Annotated in this window: 17 protein-coding genes; 8 read left to right on the top strand and 9 right to left on the bottom strand. The window is 65.9% G+C overall.

The features are described from left to right. Positions 1-52 precede the first annotated feature (52 nt). Together V7E00_RS19910 and V7E00_RS19905 are read right to left on the bottom strand one after the other, a co-directional pair. On the bottom strand, positions 53-286 hold the full coding sequence (locus V7E00_RS19910; RefSeq protein ID WP_333574342.1) for a DUF6894 family protein: 234 nt from the start codon (positions 284-286) through the stop codon (positions 53-55). Between the two features lie 49 nt (positions 287-335). Beyond that, on the bottom strand, positions 336-1,676 hold the full coding sequence (locus tag V7E00_RS19905) for an oligogalacturonate lyase family protein (protein WP_333574341.1): 1,341 nt from the start codon (positions 1,674-1,676) through the stop codon (positions 336-338). A 111-nt stretch (positions 1,677-1,787) separates the two neighbouring features. Between V7E00_RS19905 and V7E00_RS19900 the strand changes: the two genes are divergently transcribed. Next, entirely contained in the window at positions 1,788-3,302 is a 1,515-nt protein-coding gene (locus V7E00_RS19900) for an MFS transporter (protein ID WP_333574340.1), read from the top strand. Between the two features lie 62 nt (positions 3,303-3,364). Here the strand turns inward: V7E00_RS19900 and V7E00_RS19895 are convergent, their stop codons facing one another. From V7E00_RS19895 to V7E00_RS19880, 4 genes are all read right to left on the bottom strand, one after another. Continuing rightward, complete coding sequence (locus V7E00_RS19895; protein ID WP_333574339.1) at positions 3,365-6,061, bottom strand: exo-rhamnogalacturonan lyase family protein; 2,697 nt, start codon at positions 6,059-6,061, stop codon at positions 3,365-3,367. Positions 6,062-6,646: 585 nt separating this feature from the next. Beyond that, positions 6,647-7,849 (bottom strand): replication initiator protein A, encoded by a 1,203-nt coding sequence (locus V7E00_RS19890; RefSeq protein ID WP_333574338.1) that lies wholly within the window; start codon positions 7,847-7,849, stop codon positions 6,647-6,649. 166 nt (positions 7,850-8,015) lie between these two features. After that, a complete protein-coding gene (locus V7E00_RS19885; RefSeq protein ID WP_333574337.1) occupies positions 8,016-9,098 on the bottom strand; it encodes a ParB/RepB/Spo0J family partition protein in 1,083 nt (360 codons plus the stop codon). Positions 9,099-9,129: 31 nt separating this feature from the next. Beyond that, positions 9,130-10,329: an AAA family ATPase gene (locus V7E00_RS19880; RefSeq protein WP_333574336.1), complete on the bottom strand. Its 1,200-nt coding sequence runs from the start codon at positions 10,327-10,329 to the stop codon at positions 9,130-9,132. Positions 10,330-10,490: 161 nt separating this feature from the next. Here V7E00_RS19880 and V7E00_RS19875 point away from each other — a divergent pair, with 161 nt between their 5' ends. After that, complete coding sequence (locus tag V7E00_RS19875) at positions 10,491-10,772, top strand: type II toxin-antitoxin system Phd/YefM family antitoxin (protein WP_333574356.1); 282 nt, start codon at positions 10,491-10,493, stop codon at positions 10,770-10,772. Further along, a complete protein-coding gene (locus V7E00_RS19870) occupies positions 10,769-11,101 on the top strand; it encodes a type II toxin-antitoxin system RelE/ParE family toxin (protein ID WP_333574335.1) in 333 nt (110 codons plus the stop codon). The genes V7E00_RS19875 and V7E00_RS19870 overlap by 4 nt, the downstream gene beginning before the upstream one ends. A 7-nt stretch (positions 11,102-11,108) precedes the next feature. On the opposite strand, the gene V7E00_RS19865 is transcribed toward V7E00_RS19870, so the two are convergent. Next, on the bottom strand, positions 11,109-11,366 hold the full coding sequence (locus V7E00_RS19865; RefSeq protein WP_333574334.1) for a helix-turn-helix domain-containing protein: 258 nt from the start codon (positions 11,364-11,366) through the stop codon (positions 11,109-11,111). A gap of 237 nt (positions 11,367-11,603) precedes the next feature. On the opposite strand from V7E00_RS19865, the gene V7E00_RS19860 reads away from it, so the two are divergent. Then, on the top strand, positions 11,604-12,281 hold the full coding sequence (locus V7E00_RS19860; RefSeq protein ID WP_333574333.1) for a FadR/GntR family transcriptional regulator: 678 nt from the start codon (positions 11,604-11,606) through the stop codon (positions 12,279-12,281). Here the strand turns inward: V7E00_RS19860 and V7E00_RS19855 are convergent. Then, a complete protein-coding gene (locus V7E00_RS19855) occupies positions 12,271-12,816 on the bottom strand; it encodes a gluconokinase (protein ID WP_333574332.1) in 546 nt (181 codons plus the stop codon). The two genes, V7E00_RS19860 and V7E00_RS19855, sit on opposite strands and share 11 nt — an antisense overlap. Positions 12,817-12,954: 138 nt before the next feature. Between V7E00_RS19855 and V7E00_RS19850 the strand changes: the two genes are divergently transcribed. From V7E00_RS19850 to V7E00_RS19835, 4 genes are all read left to right on the top strand, one after another. Then, on the top strand, positions 12,955-15,975 hold the full coding sequence (locus V7E00_RS19850) for a glycosyl hydrolase family 28-related protein (protein ID WP_333574355.1): 3,021 nt from the start codon (positions 12,955-12,957) through the stop codon (positions 15,973-15,975). A 113-nt stretch (positions 15,976-16,088) separates the two neighbouring features. Further along, the gene (locus V7E00_RS19845; protein ID WP_333574331.1) at positions 16,089-19,058 is read left to right on the top strand and encodes a TonB-dependent receptor plug domain-containing protein; all 2,970 of its coding nucleotides are present in this window, start codon (positions 16,089-16,091) and stop codon (positions 19,056-19,058) included. 131 nt (positions 19,059-19,189) lie between these two features. Continuing rightward, positions 19,190-19,396, top strand: coding sequence for a hypothetical protein (locus V7E00_RS19840; protein ID WP_333574330.1), 207 nt, complete (start codon positions 19,190-19,192; stop codon positions 19,394-19,396). A gap of 114 nt (positions 19,397-19,510) precedes the next feature. Beyond that, a complete protein-coding gene (locus tag V7E00_RS19835) occupies positions 19,511-20,122 on the top strand; it encodes a TetR/AcrR family transcriptional regulator (protein ID WP_333574329.1) in 612 nt (203 codons plus the stop codon). A 27-nt stretch (positions 20,123-20,149) separates the two neighbouring features. Here the strand turns inward: V7E00_RS19835 and V7E00_RS19830 are convergent, their stop codons facing one another. Then, on the bottom strand, positions 20,150-20,617 hold the full coding sequence (locus V7E00_RS19830; RefSeq protein ID WP_333574328.1) for a hypothetical protein: 468 nt from the start codon (positions 20,615-20,617) through the stop codon (positions 20,150-20,152). Positions 20,618-21,033: the final 416 nt, after the last annotated feature.

Below are 21,033 nucleotides of genomic sequence, written 5' to 3'. Positions count from 1 at the left end.
CTCTCCCCGACCATGCCGCGGCAAAGCCGGGGAGACAAGCAGGCCGCGCGCGTCAGGAAAGCTGCCGGGCAAGATCCGCGAGCAGGATCCGGGCGACCGGCTGGTCGCGTTCGTCCTCGATGTCGAGGCTGCCGCGCAGCGGCGCACGATCGGCACGGCGGCGCAGCAGGGCGCGGGCCAGGCCATGGCCGGCGATCAGCGCGGCGCGCAGGTCCGGCAGGTCGCGGCGCTCCATGCCATGGGGATGGTGATCCGGTGTGCAGAGGCGGAAGCGATACGCGGGCATGCAAGCATAATGCCCGTTGGATCAACTGGTTGCCGGAACTTGATGTAGTTTATCGTTGCTGCGGCGCGACCCTCGCCACTTCGACCGCATAGAGGTGCGCGGCGCCTTCGAAATTACCGCGGAACAGGATCCATTTGCCGTCCGGCGTGAAGATCATGTTGGGCTCGAGCCGGTAATCCTGCCGGCGCATGTCGACCAGCTTTTCCGCCGCCAGCGTGCCGGGCGCGATCAGCGTGTCGGCATTGTCGGCATGGATGCCCGCCACGTCGGCGATGGCGCTGGGGGTGAAGAGATAGAGATATTTCCCGTCCGGTGCATGGGCGACCATCTCGGGGTCGCCGCCGTCGCCCGAGAAGCGGGCGCCGTCCGGCGCGATGTTATAGTGCACCGACCAGAGGTTACGCTCGACATGCAGCCAGCGGCGCTTGCCGGTCGCAAGCTCGACTCCCGCGAGCCAGAACACCTGCCCGCGCGGCGTCTGCAGATCATACCAGACCCATTTCCCGTCGGGCGAGAAGAACTCGTGCCCGGCGATCTCCATGTTCATCGTGCGGGTGTGCAGCCGGTGCTTCCCCGTGCCGTCGGCCCGGATTGTCCATAGCCGGTCGACGCGGTGCCAGGGCCCTTCATGGCAATAGAGGATCTGCTGCGGATCAGTGGGCGAGAACTGGACATGGTTCAGCCAGTCGGTGGAGGCCGTCACCACCCGCCGGGCACCTGTGCGCAGGTCGAGGGTGAAGATCTCCATCGGCACCTGCGCGTCGAGGCGCCGGTTCATGTGCACCTCCTTCGCCTCGGCATAGGGCAGCGGTTTCCCGTCCGGCCCGTTGGCGCGATAGTCGTTCATGCCCGGCGTGTTCACCTCGCCCTCGGCCCGCGCGAGCGTCCCGTCGGGCCGCAGCGGCACGATCGGTTTGGCAACCTGCCCCAGCAGCAGCGTCTCGTCGGCATTGATCGATCCGATCCAGCCGCCCGGCACGGTCGCCACCCGCCGGACCTCCCCGCTATCGGCATCGACGGCAAACACGCCGAACGGACCGCCCGCATCATCGCGTCCGCGCTCGGCGAAATAGACGTTGCGGCTCCTGCGCCCGGTGAACAGCAGCACTGCGCCGGGCCGGGTGACGAGCGGCCGCACTTCCCACGTCTTGAGGTCGACGAGGGCGATGCCCTGCGGCGTCGTCACCGCCATCTTGTCCCCCTGCGGCAAGAAGCCGTTCTGGGTGAAATAATGGCTCACCGTGCCGGGCTCGCGGCTGATCCGGACGACGCGGTGACCGGTCGTCGAGTCGATCCAGCTCGCCGCGGGATCAGCGGCGGCAGCGCCCGCCAGCAACAGCGCGGCCAGAGCCGCTCCCAGCACTCGCACGCAGGTGCCCAGCCGTGCCATGATCGCTCTCCCAAGCCGCTTGATGTTGTTTCACATAGTATGATAGCAGTTCATATTATGGAGTAAAGTAGCCGGTGCCGCCATGGCGGACGCCGGAGTCCAGGAGAGAGCATGGCCCCCAGCGCGCCCACCCGCCCCGTCCGGTGGTACAACTATGCCGCTTATGGCTCGAACGACGTGCTCGGCGCGGGTTCGATGGCGGTGATCTCCGGCTGGGTGCTGATCTTCTACACCCAGTTCTGCGGGCTGGAGGCGTGGCAGGCGGCGCTGATCTTCACGGTTGCCCGCGTGCTGGACGCGATCGCCTCGCCGGTGATCGGGCACCTTTCGGATGCCATGGGGGACACGCCGCTTGGCCGCCGATTCGGCCGTCGCCGTTTCTTCATCCTGGCAGCAATTCCCCTCCTCCCCTCCTTCGCGATCATGTGGGTCGCGGGACAGGGCTTCTGGTATTATCTGGCCACCTACGTGCTGTTCGAGCTCGTCTATGCGATGGAGATCATCCCGTACGAGACGCTCGCGGCGGAGATGGCGCGCGACTATCGCACCAAGGCGAAGTTCGCGGGCGTGCGGATCCTCTTTGCCCAGGCGAGCGCGATCCTGGCGGGCTTCCTGCCGGGCATGCTGATCCAGGCGCTCGGCAAGGACAGCCCGCAGACTTTCCTCTACATGGGCATACTGTTCTCGGCGCTGTTCATGGTGACGGCCGGGCTGCTCTACCGCTTCAGCTGGGAGCGGCCGGCCGCGGAAGTGGCAGCACTTCGCCCGGAAGGCGCGCCGCGGCCGAGCGTGGGCGCCGCGATCCGCGGGCTCTACTCCAACCTCTTCTCCACCTTTCGCATCCGCGCTTTCCGGCTGCACCTCGGCATGTATCTGGGGGGCTATATCAGCCAGGACGTGTTCAATGCGGCCTTCACCTTCTTCGTCGTCTTCGCGCTGTTCGGCTCGATCGAGGCTGCGTCGACGCTGCTCGGCACGATGTACATCGTCCAGTTTGTCGCGGTGCTGCTGGCGATCAACCTGGCGCTGCGCAGTTCCCCTGCCCGCGCCTATCAGCTGGCGGCACTGAGCTTCGCCGCGGGCGTGCTGGTGCTGCTGACGCAATGGGGTGCAGGCGTGCGCGTGGGCAGCGCCTGGCTCTGGTTGCCGATCGCGCTGGCGGGCCTTGGCCGCGGCGCGCTCAACTATATCCCCTGGGCGACCTACAACTACATGGCCGATGTCGACGAGATCGTCACGGGCAGGCGCCGCGAGGGGGCGTTCGCCGGCGTCATGACCTTCGTGCGGAAGCTGACCCAGGCAGCGGCGGTGGCCGGCGTGGGCGCGATCATGAGCGCGGGCGGCTTTGCCAAGGGCGCGGCCGTGCAGAGCCCGCAGGCGATCCACACCATTGCGCTGGTGCTGGGCATCGGCACGGTGGGCGTGCTGATCGCCGGCATGCTGGTCTCCACCCGCTTCCGGCTCAACGCCGCGACGCACGACGTGCTGATGGCCGAGATCGACCGCTTCAAGCGCGGCGGGACCGCGCCCGGGTCGCCGCAGGCGCAGGCGGTGGTGGAGGATCTGTCGGGCTGGCGCTACGAACAGCTCTGGGGCCGGAACCCGGTCGCGAGGGGACGGGGCTAACGGGGGTGTGGATCCGCTGTCCTGCGCCAAGACCGCGGCAATTGGCTACCCGCAGCCACCTTTCACTCCCCACCCCCACCTTTTGGCGGCCGGATGGTGCCCCGATCCAGCGCGTCCGGGATTAGCGCAAGGTTCTGGATCGCCGCCAGCCCCCATTGCGATGCCGCGTTGGTGGAGATACCCGGCCATTCCACGCCGCCGCCCCGCAAGGGCCGGCGCGGATCGCTGCGATAGAGCCCTAGCCCCGCATCGCCGGACAGGAACTCCTGCGCCGCGCGCGCTGCCAGCGCCGGATCGCTGGTGGTATGCGCGGCAAAGGCAGTCAGGCGCGAGTGGGATTCGCGCAGGTTGCGCGGGCCGAAGGGCTCGCCCCATTTCGCCAGCCAGTCCGCCTTGGGTGCATTGTACCAGCGGCAATAGTCCAGCCATGCCGCCCGGTAGCGCGGCACGTCGAGCAGGCGCAGCAGCTCGGCGTTGATTTCGACTGCGCCGAACACGGCATTGAGATGCGAAAGCTGGATCTTGGCGCCGCGATCGAGGAACCGCCCGCTCGCCAGGTCGTAGGGTGCGCTGCCAGTCAGCCAGCCGCGCGGCAGGCGACCAATGCTGTCCATCCCGGCGACGATCCGGTCGCGCCATTTGCGATTGCCGGTGCGTTCCCATTCGGCGAGCCATGCCCCCGCCAGCACCGCCCAGGTGGTGCCGAAGGTCATCTCGATCACCCCGTCCGGCAAGGGCGTCCGCGCTGCCCCGGGCACCTTGCGGCCGATCTCTACCGTGCGCAGCGCCTCGTGCGAGGTGACGAGGTCGCGCATCAGGTCGCCGGTGCGTTCGTCTGCGGTCAGATAATGGAAGATCCGGCGATAATTGGCGTTGCTGACGCGCGGCTGCTTCGAACTGTCGCTCCAGTGCTGCACGCCGTGGCGCGTGCCCAGCCCGGCGAAGCGGCCGAGATGATAGACATCGACCTCGCTGGTATGCCGCGTCATCGCCTCCGCAAGGCGAAATGCCTTGGGATCGCGGCTGCGCAGCGCGGCGGTCCATAGCCAGAGGTCCGGGGACAACTCGCTGTTTGCCCAGGCAAAGCCGCCGATGTCGTAGCGCCACTGGTGCCGGTCGGCGTCGTAGCTGTGCATCACGTCGCCGTGATTCCAGAAGCCGTACCAGCTACGGCGATCGACTTCGCCTGCGTAGAAGTCGATCAGCCGGTCCAGCTGGTCTTCGATGGCGGTACGCATGGGTGTGGAGCGATCCGGCAATCCCCAGTCGCCGAATATCCCGACAGCGTGGAGCTGGGCAGGATCGGCCATCAGTCGCGGCGGTTCGGCCACGGTTCGGGCAAGCGATTGCAGGTGATCGGTCGTCGGTGTGGCGGGGAACGCCCAAAGCATCAGTTCGCTCGTACGTGCGATCCCGGTTGGCGAGTCCCAGCCCGGCTCATAATCCTCATAGGTGATATCGAGGCCCTGATTCTGCGCCGCATAGCCTTCCATGCCCATCACGCCGTGATAGCGGCGGAGGTCCATCGGCTGCGCGCGGGGCGACCACAGCCAGGCGCAAAGCCGTGCTGCTTTGCCGGCAGCGCCCTCTATCTCCAGCTCGGTCGGATGCCGCTGCCAGAACCAGCGCGCCGCGATGGCCGCCCCGCCCCATGGCGAACCGACATAGGCGAGGCCAGGCGCACGCTGCCCCTCCCCCGCGTCGATCCACGCCATGTCCGGCCCTGTACGCTTGGCGAGGGTGAAGCCGTTGGCAGACGCCTGGAGCAGGCGGAAGGCGTCCCAAGCCGGAATCCGCTCGAGCAGGTCGGCCACGGGGGCGCGCATCTGCTCGAGCGGCGGAACCGGCTGCCCCGCAACCTGTGCGCCGCGGAACGCGGCTCCCGGATCGCGACGGAGCCCGGTGAGTGGGCGCACGGCCTCCGCGAACATGGCATCGGACGCTGTGGCAAGGCGCACGTGGCGATCATGCAGCGCACCGCGCATCGGGACCGTCGCGGCGATGCCAATGCCGGAGACGAGGAGTTTCGCGGGATCGACGTCGTGTACGAAGCTGTGGACGATGCGCAGGCCCTGCGATCCGGCAAAACATTCGATGCGGACGGTGAACGGCAGGAGCAGGCGCTCCCCGTCGCTGTGGTGCCCCTGAACCCGGATGACCGCCCGAATGGGGCCGCTTTGCTCGATATCTGCACGCTCGATGACACCGGCAAGCGGTACGCGGCGTCCCTCCGGCGTCTCGACGCGGAGCTCTCCGGTGAGCTGGACGGCTTCTAGCAGCGGTGTGCCGTTCCCGGCGAGCGCGCGCAACAGTGTTGGTCCGCTCTTCGAGATCTGCCAGCAAAGGTCGCCGGTCCGCAGCAGGATGGCGTCTTGGGTTGTTTGCACCTGCACCGCTGCCGCCGGCGCGCGGGGTTTCCCAGGGGAAACTCGAAGGCGCGCTGGTGCTGGGTCTAGTGCCGGCAGCGCGTGGCCGGTCCATTTGCACGAGCCATCTGGCCAGTAGGCCAGCGGCCAGCTCTGGAGCGGAAGCGGGCTTCCGTCGACGTTGGTTGCTGTCAGAGGTGTTTCGCGGCGCAATCGTCCCTTCGGCCATGCGAGCCCCCAGCATGTTCCTTCGAGGTGGTTTGGCGGGGGCGTGCCGTCGATCCACGCTGCATCGGCGGATGGCGGACTTGCGGCTTCGGCTTTGGCGGTGAGCACCACGGGAAATGCTGCGCCTGCTTGTAGGAGGCGGCGTCGGCCTATCGGGTGATGCATAGTCTTGTTCTCCAGCGATGTCCGTCACGCAATCTGCTGCATGTGGGACGCGCCGTCACAATGTGGTTGATTGTGGCCGCTGAAGCAATTGTTTGTACGTAGTGTCTAAGGCCATCGCGTCGGTCGGGCGGCCGGCGCTTGGCTTACAGGTGCCGTGCGCGCACCAAAGCTGTGGTGTTTGCATGCGCCTCTCTCTCACTCTGAGAAAATGAAAAAATCTCGGAACGGTTAGAGGGTTTTTGAATCGTTAGAGAGTTAGCTGTTCGCGCCAGCCCAAGCGAATCGTGGAATGCCCGCGATTCGGGCCAATACTGCTGTTCCCGATGTGTCGAGGTGGTGTTCCTGAAGGATCGGTACTGGCGTTCCTGAAGGATCGACAGTGTGTTCCCTGAGGATCGAAAGCGGTTCCGGAAGTGTCGATGCACGCCGTAAGCGCGCCAGATTACGACACCGGCGCAGGCCAACGTCGACGCGTTTGAATCACTTGGCATGGAAACCCTAAGGAAGAGGTTCAAAGTGGCATTCTCTGCGGGCGCATTAGACAGGGTGCTGTGAGGGTGCCCGACACTTCGGGAACGGGACGTGTCAGCGCAGCTGATGCTTGTTGCGGGCGTGCCATTGCCGAACAAAGCCGAGAAAGGCGTTCTGGTAGTTTGCCGGCGTGCGCGCAGGATCCGCTTCCACCCAATCGCGGAACTGCCGGTGCAGCTCCTGATAGTCCCAGCCGGGGCATTCCTGGCGTAGCTGGTGGAGCGTTGCGTCGGTGATCATTCCGCTTGTTCCACGCGAGGCGAGGCTCGTCAGCGAACGGCGGATCAGGGCGCGTGCGCCGGGGACGATCGTGGCTTCGTCCTCGCGCTGCGGGGCCGGCAAAGCCTCGGCGGGGGGCTTTGCGGACTTGCGGGCGGCCGGTGGCGTCGTGACCGGATCAACCGGTCGTGCGCTCTCCCCTTCGGCCCTGCGGCGCATGCGCAGGTTGGGCTCTCGCTTGCCGGCAGGCGTTTCCAGCGAAAGCGTATAGCCAGGCAGCTCGTCGCGTTCGACGATCTTGGCGATTTCGAACTTGAAGCGCCGGTACTGGCCCTCGGCACCCGATTTCTCGAACAGGGTGGGCATCGAAATGGCGAACCCCGCCTCCCCTGCCCCGCCGGCGTGCTTGCGTGCGACCTTGTACAGCCAGCGCTCGCGGCCACCGGTCAGATTGAAATAGGCGCGGTCGATCGACAGCACGCCCCCGGTCATCAGCACGCCTTCATAGAACCAGCTCGATAGTTCGATCGTCATGCCGCGCGACCGTTCGGTCCGCTCGTCGACCAGCTGGGTCCAGCCATCGAGCCAGCTGAACGTCGCCTCGCGGCGGTTCTCGGCGCGGATGTTGGTCTTGATGGTGGTGGCGACCAGGCGGTCGAGCGACTGGCCGAGCAGTTCATAGGCGCGCCCAGTCGTCGGGCGGCCGATCGCCCGCAGCAGGTCGTACGGCATCAGGTGAAGCTTGCGCGGGATGTCGTTGCGGCCGCGCCTGGCCATGTCGGCCAGCACGCTGGCGCAGTAGATCAGGATGTCGGCGTCCCAGATCGTCGCCATCCCGTAGTCGGGGTTGGCTGAGACGTGCACCCACAGCTTGCCGTCGGGGCTGCGATAATCGATCGGCTTCACCCGCTTGGTCTTGGCGAGGCTGAAGAACGGCCGCTCCATCATCTCGCGCTGGTCGCGCAGCGGCATGTCCGCAAGATAAGGCAGGAACAGGTCAAACTGCTCCGGGATCGACTGGCGGTCGGCCTGGGTCATGGAACCTCGGAATGGGGAAGGGGGAAGGGGTGTTTCCCTGGGGAAACGAGGCGCGTGGCGCAATAGCGGGCGACGCGCCGCATGCAGTGCCGGGGACCGGGCAGCCCGGGTTTCCCGGGGAAGCGGGCGGCGCTGTCGCGGCGCGCGTTTCCCCGGGGAAACAGGGTCACCGCTGAAGCCCGCGGCCTTCGCGCTCGAGCTGGGCGAGCGCTTCGCGGAACGCGGTTACCAGATGCTCGTGCTCGGCACCGGAGCCGGCATGAAGCCGCACTGTCACCCCCTGGCGGTTGACCGACAGGATGCTGAGCGCGGTCCGTCCGCCCGGCATCGCCCAGGAGAATAGTTCCTCCGCCTCCTGCGGTCCGGCAGGCGAGGCAAGGAGGCGACGCAGCACGTCGGTAGCGGGGATTGCCGCCTGCCCCTTGACGCGACGGTCGCTCTGCTCGCGCCCCAGCACCCGCGCCTCTGCCAGAATTGCCTTGGCCGCGTTCTTGTCATCCAGCGCCTGCGCGAGCGGGTAGGCGGGTTTGAGCTGGACATCGGCGGGCGAGGCGAACGCGGCGATCACCGCGTCCGGAATGCCTGCCACCTTGATCATCTTGGACAACCAGCCCTTGGACAGCTTCAGGCGCTCCGCCATGCGGGTGAGGTGGTTGCCATAATGGCTGCGGAGCGCATCGGCATAGTTGCGGGCCCGCTCGAGATCCGACACGTCCTTGCGGGCGCGGTTCTCGAGGTCGGCGAGGCGGAAGGCTGCCTCGTCATCCAGCTGCGCGACCTGAGCCACGAACTGCATGTCGGGATAGCTGTTGGCGCGCAGCCACGAAATCGCGAAATGCCGGCGGGTGCCGGCGATCACTTCATAGTCGTGGTTCGGATCGCCCTCGATCCGGCGCACCACGGCAGGCACCTTCTGGCCATTCTCCGCGACGATCGAGTCGATCAGTTCCCGGACATTCTCCTCCGACAGGTCGGCATAGACGCGGGCGTTGCCCGGCCAGATGCGCACCCGCGCGGGATCGAGGAGCAGCTGGGTGACCTGGCGCACCTCGCCCGAAGCCACGCGGGCCAGCGCCGACTCGCGGCCGAGCAACGTGGTGCCGCGGGTGCGGGCCAGCCGCGCCGGCGTTTCCGGCTCGGCTGCGAGGGCCGAAGCAGGTGCAGCCGGAATGGCCGCTTCGTTGACCGCTTCGGCCGCGGCTTCCTCGGCGAGCAGGTCCGCAAGATAGTCTTTCTGGGTACGTGCCACGGTTCAGCCCTTCTGCCCGGGGGCGGCGCTCTCAGGCCGCTTCATTGACGACATCCTCTTCGCTGGCCGGTGCCACCCGGCCCCAGTTACGGCGCACCAGCGCCTCGACCTGGCCCAGCGCCTCGTCGAGATTGGCCTTGCAGCGCTTGTGGGTACGGGCGGTGCCGATCGGGCGATCGAGTTCGTAGATCGTCATCATCCGCATTGCCGCGTGGCTGATCTCGGCCGACTCCAGGATCGGCACCGGCAGCAGTGCCGGCCCGAACGCCTGCTCCATGATTTGGCGGACCATCGCGTGGCTGGGATCGTTGCCGTCGAACTTGGAGCAGATCAGCCGGACAAAGTCATATTGCACCTCGATGCCGGCCTCGGTCAGCTGATGGAGCACCTGGTCCATCATCGAGAGGAACTGGACGGTCGAGCAGAAATCCGGGGTCGTCGCGGCCAGCGGCACCAGCAGCGCGTTCGCGGCCTGCATCACCGCCAGGCTGATCGTGCCCAGTGCGGGCGGGGGATCGAGGATCACCACGTCATAGTCACGGGCAAGGTCGCTCAGTCCTGCCTTGAGCTTGCGGAAGCGCGTGGCGAGGATCGATCCGCCATCCGCACCCGCTGCCGCCAGTTCATATTCCACGTCGAACAGCTCGAGGTTGGACGGGATCAGGTCGACGTTCGGCCACGGCGTCTTTTTGACGGCATAGAGTAGATCGGCCTGGGTCGGATCGATCGAGAGATAGGGGTAGAGCGTCTCTTCGCGGGTGATGTTGAAATGCGGATTGAAGCCGAACAGCGTCGTGGTCGTCGCCTGGCTGTCACAATCCACCACCAGCACGCGGTACCCCTGCACGGCGAAATAGTGGGCGAGGTGGGTAGTAACGGTCGACTTGCCGACGCCGCCCTTGAAGTTCTGAACGGCAATGATGGCAGGCACGTCGAGCGGGGCGCGGGCAGGGGAGGCGCCCAGCACCTGCCGCATGTTGAGCAGCTCCTCGACGGTATAGCCAGGGCGCCGGCCATTTTCGCTCGGCGGCGGCGGCGGGAGCCGGCCATCATCCTCGGCCATGCGGATGCGGTTGGTGGAGCAACCCAGCAGCTGTGCCGCCTCGGCAATGCCGAAACGCACATGGAGCCCCTTGCGGCTTTCCGGTAGGAACGCCTTGCGGCGCAGTCGTTCGATCATGCGCTCGCCTGCGTCGGCTAGATCGCCGATCCGCTCAATGTCTGAATGCATTCGTGCCTCGCCCCGCGCGGTTGAATGAGTGTTGCGCAGCATATGCACGATTTCGTTCAAATCGACAAGCTTGCCCACTCACATGCGTAGCTGTGTTTGTGCCCTGTTGCTCAGACCTGCTATGAAGACTATATTCGGTCCGTTATCGGTCTGAGGTGATCATGCGCTATTCGGAACAGGTGAAGCCGGTGAGCTATCTGAAAGCCAATGCTGCGGACGTCTTGCGCAACCTGGCGGATGGCGGCGCGCCGCTTGTGATTACCCAGAACGGCGAGGCGCGCGCCGTGCTGCAGGATGTGGCGAGCTACCAGGCGACTCAGGAAACGCTGGCGCTGCTGAAGCTGCTTGCGCTCGGCGCCCGCGACATCGACGCCGGAAAGGTCAGCCCTGCGCGTGATGCGATTGCCCGCCTGCGGAAGGGCAGGGGCGACGCTGCCGCATGAGCAGCCGCCACATAGTCTATCTTACAGCCGGAGCGGAGGGGGATCTTGCCGACATCCACGGCTGGATCGCGGCGCAGCGTTCTCCCGAACAGGCCGATGCGTTTCTTGATCTGATGCTTTCGAAGGTGGATAGCCTGGAAGCGTTTCCGGAGCGCGGAAGCGTGCCCGGCGAACTGGATGCGATCGGCATTCGCGAATTCCGCCAGCTGGTCGCGCCGCCCTATCGGCTGATCTACCGCGTGGTCGTCGATCATGTGTTTGTGCTGCTGATCGCCGACGGCCGGCGCGATTTCCAGGCGCTGTTGGAGCGCCGTCTGCTTTCCGCTTGACCTTCCCTCAGCCGTGCGACCAGCCCCACTGGCCCGCAACGATGGCGGCCTGGGTGCGATTGCGGACATTGAGCTTGCGCATCACTGCGGTCATGTGGACCTTCACCGTGGCTTCCGCCATGCCGAGTTCATAGGCGATCTGCTTGTTGAGCAGGCCCGAATGGACGCAGCGCAGGACCTGCATCTGCGTGGGCGTGAGCCTGGGCGGCGTCACCGCCTCCACGCCGGTGCATTCGTCCTGCTGTGCTTGCGTTACCGCCTGCATGACCATCCTCCCTCACCGATCCGTTTTCCGAGGAGCTGCCTCCAGATTCGTTAACGTTAACTTAAACCCACTTGTAGGACAGGTTCAACCCCAATTCTGTAAATCCCCGCCGCGGAATTCGTTCCAGGTGGCAATTTGATGGATGCTCGGGTGAAACCTGTCTAATAGGTTGCCGCACTATACGGCCGAGACAAGGGGAGGGGGCATGGCAAATCCGGGTGCCCGGAGAGCGGGACAGTGAACCAGCCGCGGCTTTCTGACCATGCCTATGCGGCGATCGTCGAACTCATCAAGACGGAGGATCTGGAGGTAGGCGCGCGCCTGCCGTCCGAGGCGCGTCTTGCAGAGATGTGCGGGGTGTCACGCGCGATTGTGCGTGAGGCGCTGGTACGGCTGGGTTCGGATGGCATCACGGAAGTGCGCCGCGGTGCCGGTTCGTTCGTACGGGGGCGGCCTTCGGAACGACTCGTCGCTTTCATGCCGCTGGCGGAGCTGCCGACCACGCTGGGCAGCTATGAGGTGCGATTCGTCTTGGAGACCGAAGCCGCGCGGCTGGCGGCGGTGCGACGCACGCCCGAGCAGATGGCGGTGCTGGAGGCGGCGCTGGAGGACCTGCGCGCGGCATTGCTGTCCAGCGCACCCGCGCATGTCGAGGATCGCGAGCTGCATCGCGCGGTAGCGGACGCCACCGGCAATCTTGCGTTCCAGCAGGCGTTCGACGCGCTTTGGCCGGATGTCGAAAAAGTCATGCAGGCCGGCGTCGACATCTCGCGTTCGCGCTCGGCGGAGGTCGTAGCGGTGATGCTCCACGAACATGAACTTATTGTCGAATCGATCCGGGCGCAGGACCCCGAGCGTGCCGCCCTCGCCATGCGGTGGCATCTGGGGGAGGGGCGCCGCAGGCTCATGCCCTGAGCCCAGACGGCTCCAGATGCGCGAGCGCCCGGTCGCGCAGCACCTCCGGCGGGGCCTGGGCGGGGAGGGCGAGCACGCCCTCGGCCGGGAAGGGGCGTTCCAGAGTTGCCAACTGGCTGTCGAGCAGGCTCGGCGGCATGAAGTGCCCCGCGCGTGCAGACATGCGGGCAACGAGCTGGGCACGGTCCGCGTCGAGGAAGACGAACTGCACCTGTCCGGGAATGCCGGCGCGCAGCCGATCGCGATAGACCAGCCGAAGTGCCGAGCAGGCGGCGACGGCGACGCCGCAGGTATCAATTGAAGCGGTGGCCGCGGCGGCCATCCGGTCGAGCCAGGGCCAGCGATCCGCATCGGTCAGCGGCGTGCCGTTCCGCATCTTCATCACCGCTTCGGCCGAGTGGAAGGCGTCGCCCTCGAGGAACACGCAGCCGAGCGCCTCGGCGAGCAGCGACCCGAGCGTCGACTTGCCGCAACCGCTGACGCCCATCACGATCACGGCCTTGAGGGCGGCCGATCGTTCGGCAAGGCTGGGCATGGCAACGAGCTCCGATGGCGAGGACATCGTCGCTTCTGGAAGGCTGCAGCTACGCTGAAAACTACGACCTTGGTCGCAGATGCTCCCGTGCCATCAGCAGGTTAGCCCCTCCAATCAAGAACTAAGCTCAGCATGGGGATGGATATGCGCTGCACCTTGGCCGCTTTGCTTGCCGCGAGCTCGCTCGCAACGCCCGCGGCTGCGCAGCAGGCGTCGATCTTCCCCACGGCGCCGGACGAGCCGCGCGCGGTGACGGTGAAGGCCAGGGGAGACGGCAAGGCGGACGATACCGCGGCGCTGCAGAAAGCGCTGGATGATGCGCGCGACGCAACCCGGCACGGCATCGTCTTCCTGCCCTCCGGTCGCTACCGGATCAGCCGAACCCTGGTGGTGCCCGCGGGCGTGCGGGTCTACGGTGTGGGGAGCACTCGACCGGTAATCCTGCTCGGTGCGAACACGCCGGGGTTCCAGCAGGGCGTCTCCACGATAATCGTGTTCGGCGGGGACGATCAATATGCGGTCGGCAAGGTGCCCGTTCCGGTTCCGACCGTGGTGCCCCGCGACAAGGTGGTCCGCGATGCCAATTCGGGCACCTTCTATTCCTCGATGAGCAATGTCGACATCGAGATCGCGAACGGCAACCCGGCTGCGGCAGGTGTGCGCTTCCGCATGGCGCAGCATGCTTTCCTCAGCCACATGGAATTCCGCATCGGGGGCGGCTTCGCCGGCGTGTACCAGGCCGGCAACCTGATCGAGAAGGTGGCGTTCAAGGGCGGACGATATGGCATCGTCACCGAGAAGACGTCGCCAGCCTGGCAGTTCACGCTGATAGATTCCACCTTCGACGGGCAGCGCGAGGCGGCGATCCGCGAGCATGAGGTCGACCTGACCCTGGTGAATGTCGCCATTCGCGACACGCCGGTGGGTATCGAGATCGATCGCGGCTATTCCGATTCCCTGTACGGCAAGAACGTTCGGTTCGAGCGGGTCTCCAAGGCGGGCGTTGTGATCTCCAACGAGAACAACGTCTTCACCCAGGTCGGCTTCGACAATGCGGTGGCGGTGGACAGCCCGGTCTTCGCCCGTTTCCGCGAGAGCGGCAAGACGGTGTCGGGCAAGGGGAGGGCGTACCGCGTCGGCGCCTTTTCCTACGGCCTCAAGGTTCCCGAGAGCGGCGCGACCGGGGCCTATGACCTGCAGGCGGAGGTTCAGCCGCTTGCCGCCCTGCCGGCGCTTCTCCCTGCCGCGGTGCGGGCGCTGCCGCCGATGTCCGAATGGATCAACGTCCGCAAACTGGGCGTGAAGGGCGACGGCACCAGCGATGATACTGCCGCGCTTCAGAAGGCGATCGACGCCAACCGCGTGCTGTACCTGCCGATCGGCTTCTACAAGGTGACCGACAGGTTGAAGCTGCGGCCGGACAGTGTGCTGATCGGCCTGCACCCGGCGATCACGCAGCTGACCCTGCCGGACAACAACCCGGCGCATGCCGGGCTGGGCAGCGTACTGCCGATTCTGGAGACCCCGCAGGGCGGCGACAACATCCTGTCGGGTCTGGGCCTGTTCACCGGGCGCGTGAATCCCCGCGCCTCGGCGGTGTTGTGGCGATCGGGCGCGAACAGCCTAATGCACGACGTGAAGATCATGGGCGGCGGCGGCACGCCCACCGCCGACGGCAAGCCGCTGGGTACCCAGCAGGCGCGCAGCGGCGATCCGGTGGCCGATGGCCGCTGGGATGCGCAATATCCCAGCATCTGGGTGACCGACAATGGCGGTGGCACCTTCACCGACGTGTGGAGCCCGAACACCTTCGCGCAGGCCGGGTTCTATGTCACCAACACCAGCACGCCCGGCCATGTGTACGAGATGTCGGTGGAGCATCATGTCCGCAACGAGTTCGTGCTGGACAATGTGCAGAACTGGGAGTTCCTCGCGCCGCAGACCGAGCAGGAGGTGGGCGACGGCCCCGACGCGGTTTCGCTGGAGATCCGCAATTCGCGCAACCTGCTCTTCGCGAATTATCACGGGTACCGGGTCACCCGCAGCTACCACCCGGCGCTGAGTGCCGTTCGGCTGTTCAACGCCGCGGACATCCGCTTCCGCAACGTGCATGTGAATGCCGAGAGCGGCTATGCGGCGTGCGATGAGGAAGGCTGCGGGACCTTCCTTCGCGCCAGCAAATATCCCTTCGACAATGCGATCCAGGACGTGACCGGCAAGCGGCTGGTACGCGAGCGCGAATTTGCCCGGCTCGATATCGGCGCGGCTGAGCGGCAGGTTGCGGAGAAGCCGCCCGTGTCCAAGGTGCAGAAGCTGGAAGACGGCTTCTACTCGATCTCCGGGGCGACCGTGGACGCCAAGGGGCGGCTATATTTCATCGACCGCCGCTTCCAGCGGATCCAGCGCTGGACCGCGGAGAAGGGGCTCGAGATCATCCGCGATCATGCGCTCGATCCGGTCAATCTCGCCGTCGACGCTTCCGGCCATCTGCTGGTGCTATCCTCGCTTGGAGCCAAGGGCGCGGTCTATTCGATCGATCCCGATGGCCCGCGCGACCAGCTCACCCGCATCGAGCCGACGCCGATCGGTGCGGGCACCGCGGCACGCACGTTACTGCCGGTCAACTGGTGGGCGAACGGGGAATTCCGCGACCAGCTCGACCAGCAGACCTATCAGTTCACCACCATGGCGGAGCTTTTCGCGAAGGAAGCGGGCGAACCCAAGACGCAGGCCTATGTCTCGCCCGACGGCAGCGTTGCGCTGCCCGCTTTCCGCGTATGGCAGCAGGGGCCGACCGATCATGTCGGCTGGCGATGGTCGCACGCGCTCAACGCAAACGGCTTGATCGGCGGCAAGCAGGGCGAACGGCTGTTCGTCACCAACGGGTCGGAGAATGTCACCTACACCGGTACGGTAGGGGACGCCGGCACGCTCACCAACCTCAAGCCCTTCGCCAACCGCGGCGGCGAGAGCGTCGCCGTCGCACCCGACGGGCGGGTCTATGTCGCGAACGGCCAGGTGTTCGTCTACGACGCCGACGGCAGGGAGGCAGGCAGGATCGACATGCCCGAACGCCCGCTCCAGATCCTGTTCGGCGGCGCCGACAAGCGTACCCTGTTCCTCCTGACCCACCACGCGCTCTACGCCGTGCGGCCCTGAGCGCGGCGTCTACCACCTATGTCTTAGGTGTCGGGTGCCCCCCGCGGGATTAGCGTCCAGCAGCATCGCCATGGTTCGGACAACGGCCGGCAAATATTGGAGGGGTTGGAGGCATGAAGGCCATTTTCACATCGCAGCTGCGCCTGTGCGGGGCGAGCCTGATCGCGCTGGCGAGCATCGGCGCAGCCGGTGCGGCCCAGGCCCAGTCGACTGCGGATCCTGCGCCCGCCGCCGTGCCGCAGGCCAATACCAGCGTGCAGACGGAGCAAGCCGATCAGATCATCGTTACCGGCTCGCGCATCGTCGCCAGCGGCTTCACCGCCCCCACGCCCACCACGGTGATCGGCGCGGAGCAGATCGCCGCCAATGCGCAGCCCAACCTGTTCAACACCATCGCCCAGTTGCCGTCGCTTCAGGGATCGACCGGCGCTGCGACCGGGACCTTCAGCACCTCCAGCGGGCAGCAGGGGCTGAGCTCCTTCTCGCTGCGCGGCCTGCAGCCGATCCGCACGCTGACCCTGCTTGACGGCCAGCGCGTTGCCGCCGCCAACGTGACCGGCGTGCCCGACATCAGCCTGTTCCCGCAGCTGCTGGTGAAGCGCGTCGACGTGGTGAATGGGGGCGCTTCCGCCTCCTATGGGTCGGACGCGGTCGGCGGCGTGGTGAACTTCATCACCGACAGCCGCTTTACCGGCTTCAAGGCCAATATTCAGGGCGGCATCACCACCTATGGCGACAACAAGCAGATCCTGGCGCAGGGCGCCTGGGGCAAGTCGCTGTTCGACGACAAGCTGCACCTGATCGTCAGCGGCGAATATGCCCATGACGGCGGCGTCGGCCCGGGCGACTTCGGCACCGATCTCGCCCGCAGCCGCAGCTGGTACAAGGCGACCACGCTGCTCAACACCGGCGTGACGGCCGGCGGATCGCCGCAGTTCGTCTACAGCGACTATGCGCAGCCCTATCAATATGCCCGCTATGGCCTGATCAACAACGGCCCGCTCCAGGGCATCGCGTTCGACGCAAGCGGCAATCCGTACAATTTCCAGTACGGCTCAAACGGGCAGCCGCTGGGCAACGGCCGAGTGAGCAATTGCTACCCCGGCAACAGCTTCTGCGTCGGCGGCGACCTGACCGGTGCGCCAGGTTCGGGCGCATCGCTCGTCTCGAAGCTGCAGCGTGTAGTGGGATATACCCGCATCGGCTACGACTTCGCGCCCAACAACGAATTCTACGGCACGCTCAACATCGGCCAGGTCAAGACCAACAACCAGCCGAGCCCTGGCTATGGTCGCCCGAACCTGACCGTCCAATGCACCAACCCCTATCTGCCGCAGCTGGTACGCGATCGGTGCGCGACCGCTGGAATCACGTCGTTCAACTTCGGCACCAGCAACGGCGCCTTCCCGGATCCGCAGGTCTATACCGATCGCCGCCAGTATCGCGGCGTGCTGGGCGCCAAGGGCCGGCTCGATGTGGTCGGCGGCCAGTGGAATTACGACGCCTATTATGAGCACGGCGTGACCATCTCGGACATCAACGTCCGAGATATCGTGCTGCAGAACCGCTATGTCGCGGCGACCAACGCAATCGCCCTGAACGGCGCGATCGTCTGCGCCGATCCCGTGGCGCGGGCGGCAGGCTGCCAGCCGATCAACGTCTTCGGCGGCTTCGCGCCCTCGGCCTCGGCACTGGCCTATGTCACGCCCGCCAACGGACCGTTCCAGCATACCAAGCTGACCCAGGATGTCGCCAGCCTCAACATCTCGGGCAATGTCGTTGATCTATGGGCCGGGCCGCTGACCCTCGCCTTCGGCGGCGAGTATCGCCGGGAGTTCTACCGCGTGAACGCCGATCCCTATGGCGCCGGCGTGACATCGGTGAGCCCGAACAGCAGCGCCTATCCGGCGGACCCGCTGCTCAATGCGGCGCTGGGCAGCAACTGGGCGGCCGGCAATTACAAGAATGGCGGCGGCAAATATCATGTGTGGGAAGGCTATGTTGAGCTGAACCTGCCGGTGTTCGACAATGAGGGGCTGGGCAAGGCCAATCTGAACGGCGCTGCGCGCGTGACCAACTACAGCACCTCTGGCACCGTCTGGACCTGGAAGATCGGCGGTACCTGGGCAACGCCGCTCGACGGGGTGCGCCTGCGCGGCGTCGTCTCGCGCGACGTGCGTGCGCCGAACCTTTCCGAGCTGTTCGCCGCCCCCACCGTCACCACGCTGCCCAACTTCAACGATCCGTTCCGCAACGTCGCGGTGCAGGCGTTCCAGAACACGATCGGCAACGCCAACCTCAAGCCGGAGGCCGCGCGCAACGTCGAAGTCGGCATCGCGCTGGCCAATCCCAGCTGGCTGCCGGGGCTCAGCCTCTCGGTCGATTATTACAACATCAAGCTGAAGGGCGTCGTCTCCACCCTGTCTGCGGACCAGATCGTCCGCTTCTGCTTCGAAGGCAATCAGGCGTTCTGTGGCGGCTTCGTGCTTAACAGCCCCACCCAGGGCGGCAATTTCATCAACGTGCAGCCGTTCAATCTGGCAAGCTGGAAGACGAGCGGCTTCGATATCGAGGCGAGCTACCGCTGGCAGCGTCCTTTGGGCCTGCCGGGCAACTTCACGGTACGGGCGCTGGGCACGCATGTGAAGGAGTTCCTGGTTGCCGCCGGCATTGCCGGCGTCGCAACGGTGGACAATGCCGGCGCTAATACGGGGGCGACGCCTGATTGGAAGTGGCTGGCCACCCAGACGTACGACACCGACAAGTTCAGCCTGCTGGTACAGGAACGCTGGTTCTCCGACGGCGTGTTCGGCAATCAGTATGTCGTGTGCAGCACGGGCTGCCCCGTCTCGACCGGCAACAATCCGACGATCGACCGCAACTTCATGCCCGGCGCCTTCTATGTGGACGTCGGCGGCTCTTACAAGGTCACGCGCGGGCTGGAGGGCTATTTCAAGGTCGACAACCTGTTCAATGTCGACCCTGCACCGTCGCCCCAGACCAATACCGGTCTGGACGTGAATCCGGCGCTCTATGACACGATCGGCCGCACCTATCGCATCGGAGTCCGTCTCAACTTCTGAACCGTTCGTCCCCCGACGACTCCTGGTCCCGGCCGCAAGGTCGGGCCCTTTGTTTTCCTGGGGAAACCCGAAAGCCCGCAGGCGTTGAGGGCGGGTGCGCGACTGCCGCGCCCCGACCAACGGAGACGAGCATGACCGAAGCCACCCAGCAAGCGACCAAGACCGTGTCGAACGGAAAGACCGCGCTTACCGACGATATCCGCGCCCATTTCTCCGGCGACGCTCCGATCACCGAAAAGGCCAAGAGCTTCGCCAAGGCGCGGCCTTGGACCAGCGCCGCCTTTCTCGGCATCGCCGCGCTGGCGGTGCTGAACGGCGTCCGCGGCGTCCGCCCGTGATGCTGCGGCGGTGGGGGCACCCGGCACGAACCGGGCGCCTCCACCGTCCCTTCCTGCGGTGCGGATAACCGCGTACTGGCAATCCATCACCGCCGGGGTTATATACCGCTCGTTATGAAAACCGCTGCCTGTACCGTAGCCAAGGGTCGCCCCCGCGAGTTCGACGTCGAAGAGGCGTTGGCGGCGGCGCTCCGCATCTTCTGGACCAAAGGGTATGAAGGCGCGTCGCTGACCGATCTTACCGAGGCCATGGGGATTACCAGGCCCAGCCTCTATGCGGCGTTCGGCAACAAGGAAGCCTTGTTCTGCAAGGCGCTGGAACTCTACGAGCGCGAGAAGCTCTGCTATATCGGTCGGGCGCTGGAAGCCCCCACCGCGCGTGGCGTTGCGGAGGCATTGCTGCGTGGCGCACTGGAGCGGCAACGCGACTCCACCGACCCCAGGGGCTGCATGGGCGTGATCAATTCGGTGGCGTGCGGCGCCGAGGCCGAGTCGATTCGCGAGGAGGTGCTGAAGCGCGGCGAATCCGCCAAGCGCGCGATCGTCGCTCGCTTCGAGCGGGCAAAGGCCGAAGGCGACCTTCCCGACCATGCCGATCCGGAGGGCCTTACCGGCTATCTGATTGCGCTGCTCCAAGGCATTGCGCTGCAAGGTGGCGCAGGTGCGACCTGCGCCGACCTCGAGCGGCTGGTGCAGACCAGCCTGGCGATGTGGCCGGCGCGCTAGGCTGGTTCCATCACCGGAACGGCAGCGTCAGTCGTTGGGGACGGTGAGCACCACGCCTGTCTTGTCTTCCTGCCGCGAAATTGCGAGCGACACCTGCTTGCCGTCCTTCTCGCCGGAAATCAGCGCGCCCTCCGCCATCAGGAACGACTGGGGCACCTTCCAGCCCTCCTTCGCCAGCGCGGCCTTGTAGAAATCGGCAACCTTGGCGACCGGATCTGCGGTAGCCAGCGTCACCATCTTGGACTTGCGGCCTTCGGAGTCGGTTTCCATCACGCCGTCAACGGCGGCACCGGGATAGAGCGGCGCGTAGGCAGGCAGGACAACGGCGGCTGCCGCCTTGCCGGTTGCAGTCTTGATGCTGCCTTTTGCGTTGGAGATGGTTGCCGTGCCGGCGCTCTCATCGGACGTGTAGGTCGTGCCGCCGACGGTCGCAGACTTTTCGTTCGATCCGCAGGCGGTGAGCAGGGCTGCGGCAACAAGGACGGCACAACGCATCGGCAGATCTCCGGAAGCTACAAACTAGGGTGCGAACAGCGGGAACGCGCACACCACGATCGTCTAGCCGCGGGACCAGGGGTTGGCAAACGGCTGAACGGCGAGCCTTGCCCGATGAAAGAAATCGTTTCATGTCCGCGAAACGGCCTTGCGAAGAAAAATACCGGCCGGTATAAAAAGCCTGTTGACGCACCGCAGCGTGACTTATATACCAGTTGGTATAGAAAGTGGCCCGCCGCCTCGATGAGGTCGCGGGGGCAGACGGAGACGCGGACATGCGCCAGCTTGCACGCAAGAAACGGGGTGAGCCCTAGGCTCTAGCCTTCCATAAGAATTCCACCACGGCGTTCGCGAGTCTGCGGCCGCTGCGGCAATAAGCGCGCGACCTCGCTTGCGGGGGCGGTGCCACGTGGCGA

The organism is Sphingomonas sp. (assembly GCF_036731925.1).
GTDB lineage: Bacteria > Pseudomonadota > Alphaproteobacteria > Sphingomonadales > Sphingomonadaceae > Sphingomonas.
This window is presented reverse-complemented; position numbering and strand designations above follow the sequence as displayed.